This window comes from Microbacterium mangrovi (assembly GCF_000802305.1).
GTDB classification, from domain to species: Bacteria; Actinomycetota; Actinomycetes; order Actinomycetales; family Microbacteriaceae; genus Microbacterium; species Microbacterium mangrovi.
This window is the reverse complement of record NZ_JTDK01000020.1, coordinates 85,342-91,769: the sequence shown is the minus strand read 5'-3', so window position 1 is coordinate 91,769 and position 6,428 is coordinate 85,342. Positions and strand designations below refer to the sequence as shown.

Below are 6,428 nucleotides of genomic sequence, written 5' to 3'. Positions count from 1 at the left end.
TGGAGGCGGAGCTGGGCAGGATCGGGGGGAAGGGTGGCGCGCATACGCCGGGGGTGCGCACCGACCCGGGCGAGGCGGCGGGGTTCGTTTCGGAGACGGGGGTGGATGCGTTGGCGGTCGCGGTGGGCAGTGAGCATGCGATGCGGGAGCGGTCGGCGTCGCTGGATCTGGGGTTGATCGCCCGGTTGGCGGCATCCACCGGGGTGCCTTTGGTGTTGCACGGGTCCAGTGGGGTGGCGGATGAGACGATCGTGCAGGCGGTGGCGGCGGGGATGCGGAAGATCAACATCGGCACCCATGTGGGCCGGGTCTTCACCGACACGGTCCGGGCCGCGTTGGTGGCCGACGAGTCGTTGATCGACCCGCGCACGTTCCTGAAACCCGCCCGCGCCGCCGTCGCGACCGAAGTCGAACGAATGCTGCGCACCATCACGGGATCGGCTCCCCAGCAGGTGCCGGAGAGCCGATCCCACACGGATGATCAACCGAGGCGATAGGCCTCGACTTCGGCCAGTTGCAGGCGGAAGAAGCCCAGATTCTCCTCCTCCGCGGTCGGACGACCGAGCTCGGTGACCGCGACGCGCAGGTAGCGGGTCGTCGTCGCCGGAATCGAGTACGCCTGCGGGCGCGGACCCGGGTCGGGCTGTCCGGTCACCGTGCGCACGGTCGTCCAGGACGTTCCGTCGTCGCTCGCCTGGATGGCGAACGTGCGGGGGAAGTGGGCGCCGTCCACCTTGTCCGCTGCCGGATCGTCGGCCGTGCCCGTGCGCGGGTAGAGCACCACCGTGTCGACGGTGGCGGCCTTGCCCAGGTCGAACGAGACCCACTGGTCCACTCCGGTCGCGGCGCGGTCGGGCGGGTTGGAGGTGTATCCCTTGGCGCCGCCCGCGATGCTCTCGCGCTTGCCGTCGACGAGGTTGGCGGTGCTCCATCCGGGAGCCGCCTGCAGCGTGGTGCGGGCGGTGACCGCCGCGCCCTTCAGCAGGTCGGGGGAGGAATCCAGCCCCTTCTGCACCGGCAGGATCCAGATGTCGGCGATCGACGGGTCGTAGCCGCCGTCGAGGTCCTGGAATCGCAGGCGCACGGTCCCGTCGGCCGAGACCGCGGGGTCGTCCACGAGGAACTGGGTCGTGGCCGTTCCCGCCCCCGCCGCGGTGCGCGCGTAGTTCTGGTCGAACACCGGCGTGCCGTTCGCAAGGACCCGGTAGGTCTTCGTCTGCGGCCCGTCGAACGTGTCGATCATGCGCACTGCGAACGGCTGCCCCTTCGGCACCGTCACGGTGACCTCGAACCATCCGCCGGGGAACTGGGCGTTGGTGTACCGCCGGGTGAGGCCCGCCTCCACAGACGTCCCCGAGTGCTCGGAGGCCGTGACGCCGTGCGACGCCTCGGAGGCGGCGAGCCCCATGTCGGCGTGGTCGACGACCAGCGCGGGGCTGTTCGTCAGCACCACGCCGACCGAGGTCGTCGCCCGCTGCCCGTCGGTGTCGCCCACGGCCGCCGTGAGGGTGGTCGCCCCCGCGGCCGTGGTGTACGGCACCGTCAGGGTGCCGGTCACCGTCTTGGTCTCGCCGGCGGCGAGCGAGTACGGCGCCGACGCCGCGGCCCAGGCGCCCGGCCCGCTGAGACGCAGCGAGCCCGTCTGCGTGCGCGCGGTGACGTTGCGCAGCACCGCCGAGACCGGCACGTCGTCACCCGGGGAGGCGGACGCGACCGAGGATGCCGCCGAGGCGACGGTCACCGGCGCGGCGATGTCGAGCGTCGCGGTCACCGGGATCGTGATGGTCGCCCCGAGCACGGCGGCGGTGACCTGGCCGGTCAGCGCGTGAGTGCCCGGCACGGCGTCCTGCGGAACCGAGACCGCGAACGAGGTCGTCGCGCTCTGCCCCGGTTCGACGGCGGCCCGGGGGCCGGCGCCGGTGGGAGCGACCGCCCAGCCGTCAGCGGACGCGAGGGTCGCGGCGGGTTTGACGAGCGTCCCGGACCCGGTCGCCTGCAGCGAGACCTTCACCGTCGCCGTGTCTCCCGGGTAGGTGGGGTCGGTCGGAGTCGTCACCGACGCCTTGGCGCCGACGAGTGCCGAGATGGCCGCCGACAGCTTCGCGTCGGCGTTGTCGGTCAGGCTGCGGATCGCGGCCGCGGTGGCAGTGCTCATCGCCTGACGCACCGACTCGCCCGCGGCGTAGACTGCGATGCCCTGCGTGACCGACAGCGCGGTGGCCGCCTTCGCCGCCGTCGCGATCGGGTCGTCGCCGGCCGTGGCGCTCGCGGCGGAGTCCCAGGCCAGGCCCGTCTGCCGCACGAGCTGGTCGGCCTTCGCCCCCAGTTGCGTCACCTGCTTGGAGGTCAGCGCTCCGCTGTCGGCGAGGGCGGCGATCTTGGCCTTCAGGGCGTTCGCCGCATCCCGGGCGTCGCCCAGATGGCCGAGCACCGGGTTCTGCCGGAAGGAGTAGCTGCCGGATCCCACCGAGAAGACGGCGGCTCCGTCCTCGTATCGGACGAACGTCACGCCGGAGGATGAGGCCGCAGGCTTCCCGCCCTCGGTCACCGCCCAGCGCGTGGCAGCCGGGATCCGCACCTCGGCGGTGGTGTTGGCCGGCACGACGGCGTCCAGCTCGAGGGCGCCTGCGGCATCCCTGCGCCAGTTCGACGAGACCGTCCCGTACGGCGTGTCGAGAGAGTAGTCCACCCAGTCGACGCCCGTGCCGGGCTGCGGCGCGATGAGCACCTTGCGGTACCCGGGCTCGAGGGCCGAGACTCCCGCCATGGTGCGGTACATCCACTCTCCGACCGCGCCGTAGGCGTAGTGGTTGAAGGAGTTCATGCCCACCGGGCCGAACGAGCCGTCCGGCATGATCGAGTTCCAGCGCTCCCACACGGTGGTGGCGCCCTTGCCGATCTCGTAGCCCCACGAGGGATAGTCCGTGTTCTGCAGCAGGCGGTACGCGATGTCGTTGCGGCCCACCGCGGTGAGCGCCGGGAGCAGCCCGTCGACGCCGAGGAAGCCGGTGGACAGGTGGTAGTCGCGCCTCTTGAGCGTGTTCACGAAGCGGTCGGTGACGGCATCCTGACGCCCGCTCGGGATCAGCCCGTTGATGATCGTCAGGATGTACGCCGTCTGCGAGTCACCGCGGACGGTGCCGTCGGCCGCCACGAAAGCGTTGCCGTACGCCGTCTTGATGGCGTTGAAGCGGGCGCGGTAGGCGGTGGCATCGTCGGTGCGCCCGATGGCCTGCGCCATCTCGGCGAACTCGCGGGTGCTGCGCGCCATGAACGCGGTGTCGATGACCGTGGCCGGCGTGTCGTCGTCGAGGTTCAGCCAGTCGTTGTACCCGCCGACGTTGCGGATGTTCCCGCTGGAGCTTGCCTGCAGATAGTCGACGTAGCGCTTCATCGAGTCGTAGCCGTCGCGGATGACCTGCGTGTCGCCGTAGGCCTTCCACACCGAGTAGGGCACATGGATGCCGGCATCCGCCCATCCGGCGCTGCCGTAGCCGCCGTCGAACCGGCCCGGGATGATCGGGGCGACGCCGGGGTAGGCACCGGCCGAGTTCTGGGTGTCCCGCAGGTCCTGCAGCCACTTCTCGAGGAACATCTTCGAGTCCATGTTGTAGTTCGCGGTGTTGGCGAACACGTCGATGTCACCGGTCCAGCCCATGCGCTCGTCGCGGGCCGGCGTGTCGGTGGGGATCGAGACGAAGTTGCCGCGCTGGCCCCACGTGATGTTGCTCTGCAGCTGGTTCACCAGGGCCGAGGACGTGCGGAGCGTGCCGGTCTTGGCGTTGTCGGTGCCGATCACGACGCCGGTGATGTCGGATGCCGCGGGAGCGGTGTCCACGCCCGTGATCTCGACGTACCGGAACCCGTGGAAGGTGAAGTGCGGCTCCCACGTCGCGGTGCCGTCGGCGCCGAACGTGTAGTAGTCGGTGGCCTTCGCGGAGCGGAAGTTGTCGGTGTACAGGGACCCGTCGGGGTTCAGCACCTCGGCGACGCGGATCCGCGCGGTCCGCCCCGCGGTGCCGGTCAGGGTGACCCGTGCGTGACCGACCATGTTCTGACCGAGGTCGTACACGTACGTGCCGTCGGCCGGGCTCTTCAGCGCCTTCGCGCTGAGTGTCTGCGTGACGCGCACCGGCGGGTCGGTCTGCGGCTCGAGCTTGTCGGTCGCGGAGGGACGCACCACGACGTGATCCCAGCCGGAGTCGTCGTAGCCGGCGGTCGCCCAGTCCCCGACGGCCGTCGCGCGGCGGGCGTCGTAGGCCTCACCGTCGAGCAGGTCGGCCGACGTGGTCGGGCCGGCGGTCGTCATCCAGCGGTCGTCGGAGGAGACCACCTTCTCGGTGCCGTCCGTGTACCGGATGCGCAGCTGCGCGATGAGCGAGGTGTCGCTCCCGTAGACCGAGTCGCCGAACATCGCCACCCGGCCCGCGTACCAGCCGCCGGCCAGCTCGCCGCCGAGTGCGTTGTCGCCCTGTTTCACCTGGTCGGTGACGTCGTAGGTCTGGTACTGGATGCGGGTGCGGTAGTCGGTCCAGCCGGGGGCGAGCTCTTCGTCTCCCACTTTCCGGCCGTTGAGGTCGAGCTGGTAGACCCCGCGCGCCGCGGCGTAGATGCGGGCGGACGCGACCTGCTTGTCGATCGCGAATCCGGTGCGCAGCAGCGGCACCTCCTTGCCGATGGCGACGTAGCCGTCGGTGTCGCCGGCGACCGTCAGCGCACCGTTCGACACGGTGCCTCCGGTGAACGTGCGATCGCCGGAGGGGAACGTCGTGCCGAGCAGCTTCGTGCCGTCGGCACCGGTGACGGTGACGTCCGACACCACGCCGCTCTCACCTCCGCTCGTGCGGAAGCCGACGACACCGGGCGCGGTGTGCGCGGTCGAGGTGCGGCTGTCGAGCAGCGCCCCGTCGACGCGCGTCTCGATGGTCGTGCCCTTCACGGTGAAGGAGTACTCGTGGCGGGCGGCGAAGTCGAACCCGGTCGGGAAGGGCACCGCCCCCAGGACTGAGTAGCCGCCGCCGGTCTTCACGTGCGGGCGCAGCGCCTGCGCGCTCTGGCTGATCTGCCACATGTACGAGTTCGCGCCGTCGGCCGCGCGGAGGTAGACGCCCAGGGCCTGGGAGATCTCCGACGCGTGGAACGTGACCGTGTAGTCGGTCCAGGATGCCGGGATCGAGGTGTCCCGCCCGATCCACTTCGCGCCGGACCACGGGTCGCCGGCCTTGAGCGCGGTCTCGAAGGTCGCGGGCGAGCTCCAGTTTGAAACGTTTCCGGCGGCATCCCACACGCGCACCTGCCACGCGTAGGCGGTGGTCGGGGCGAGCGCCGGTCCACCGTAGGCGACGCCCGCGGAGTCGGCGGAGACCACCTTGCCGCTGTCCCAGACGTTCGCGTCGCCGAGGTGTGCCGGATCCGTCGCGACGCGGATCTGGTAGGCGGACTGGGTGACCCCGCGCGCGCCCGACGACAGCTGCCAGGCCAGTCGCGGAGCGTGGACGGGGATGCCGACGGGGTTCGTCGCGGCGTCGGTCTTCAGGCCTGCGACGCCGACCGGTGCGCCCGTCTCGGCGAGCGCGGGCTGGGCGGACAGCAGGGAGAGTCCGAGTGCGGCTGCCGTGACGGCAGCGACGATCGACCTTCGTTGGGATGACGACATGCGTTTCTCCTCGTTGATGAAACGTTTCATTACGTTGCCCTTGAAGCCTAGCTGGGAGTCTGACGTGCGGTCAAGATGTCTCCGATGTGAGCGAGGGGCGTCGGGACGCTACGCTCGGGGCGTGCACACACCTCGGACCCGCGTCATGAGACTCCGGCGCGAATCGTGGGGCTTCGCGATCGGCTCGGTGTTCTTCGCGGTCGGCGTGATCCCCTGGTACGCGAGCGCGGTCGGCGCAATCGCGGATGCGGCGACCTTCTTCGCGGGGTCGATCTTCTTCACCGCGGCCGGCTTCATCCAGCTCGCCCTGAGCGGGCGGAGGCCGCCGAAGCGGTCGTCGTCGATCGCCGACTTCTGGGACTGGTGGTCGGCGGCGGTGCAGTTCGTCGGCACCCTGCTGTTCAACGTGAGCACCGGAGCCGTCCTGGTGCGGGCGATCCAGGACGCGTCCACGGCATCCACCGGGTGGGTTCCGGACGCGTGGGGCTCCATCGCGTTCCTCGTCTCCAGCTGCTTCGCCCTCGTCGCCGCCTACCGGCAGGACGAACTGTGGGACCGCAACGCCCGCACCGCGCACGGGGTGTGGTTGAACATGGCCGGCTCGATCTTCTTCGGGTTCTCCGCGGTCGGCGCGATCGTGCTCCCCGCGACCGGTCAGCTGTACAACCTGGCCTGGGTGAACCTCGGCACGTTCCTCGGCGCGATCTGCTTCTTCCTCGCCGCGGTGCTCGCGCGTCGCGAACTCGACGAGGCCGCGCCCGCGGCATCCTGA

3 protein-coding genes are annotated in these 6,428 nt (G+C 70.7%); 2 read left to right on the top strand and 1 reads right to left on the bottom strand.

Annotated features, from left to right (window positions below):
- Positions 1–497 (top strand): class II fructose-bisphosphate aldolase (locus LK09_RS18635; RefSeq protein ID WP_197061110.1); only part of this gene is annotated, 497 nt, incomplete at its 5' end.
- On the opposite strand, the gene LK09_RS21230 is transcribed toward LK09_RS18635, so the two are convergent.
- On the bottom strand, positions 482–5,656 hold the full coding sequence (locus LK09_RS21230; protein WP_082008380.1) for a family 78 glycoside hydrolase catalytic domain: 5,175 nt from the start codon (positions 5,654–5,656) through the stop codon (positions 482–484). The genes LK09_RS18635 and LK09_RS21230 overlap by 16 nt on opposite strands.
- A 121-nt stretch (positions 5,657–5,777) precedes the next feature.
- On the opposite strand from LK09_RS21230, the gene LK09_RS18625 reads away from it, so the two are divergent.
- Positions 5,778–6,428, top strand: a complete 651-nt coding sequence (locus LK09_RS18625) for a YrhK family protein (protein ID WP_231563151.1) — start codon at positions 5,778–5,780, stop codon at positions 6,426–6,428.

What these genes read in the sequence shown, in the direction of transcription:
- LK09_RS21230 (WP_082008380.1), bottom strand. Translation starts at nt 5,656, where the DNA reads ATGTCGTCATCCCAACGAAGGTCGATCGTCGCTGCCGTCACGGCAGCC.